Source organism: Sphingobium sp., assembly GCF_041987595.1.
Lineage (GTDB): Bacteria > Pseudomonadota > Alphaproteobacteria > Sphingomonadales > Sphingomonadaceae > Sphingobium.
The window spans coordinates 1-513 of record NZ_JBHIWJ010000259.1 but is presented as its reverse complement, the minus strand read 5'-3'; the positions used below and the strand labels follow the sequence as shown (position 1 = coordinate 513).

At 54.2% G+C, this 513-nt stretch carries 1 pseudogene; it reads left to right on the top strand.

What is annotated here, in order from left to right:
- Positions 1-249: 249 nt before the first annotated feature.
- Positions 250-513 (top strand): annotated as a pseudogene (locus ACFC3J_RS23060) (lipid-transfer protein); the annotation flags it as partial.

Below are 513 nucleotides of genomic sequence, written 5' to 3'. Positions count from 1 at the left end.
ACCACCTTTCGTAAGCTGAGTGCTAAACGCTTGTCAGCGGTTGCGCCGGGACCAGAATCCCTCAATTGTGCCGCCGATCAGGGCGTGTGGCCCGAAAACAAACACAAGTTAGAAAATAGCGCAAGCTCCCTACGTCACAGCTTGGCGATATTGACACTTCCCAAGGTTGGGATTTAAAATCTAACAAATGGTAGAAAATAGGCTGGCGGACCGATTAGGGTGGCCTGACCGAACTTGGGAGAGAGAGAAATGACAGACAAAGCCTATGTTGCAGGCGTTGGGATGGTCCCGTTCCAGAAGCCGGGAAAATCCGAAAGCTACGATGTGATGGCGACCGCTGCGACCCGGTCCGCTCTGGCAGACGCGGGGTTGGATTATGATAAAGTCCAACAGGCCTATGTTGGCTATGTCTATGGCGACAGCACCTGCGGTCAGCGCGCCCTGTACCATGTCGGAATGACAGGCATCCCGGTTCTGAATGTGAACAACAACTGCTCGACCGGATCCTCGGCG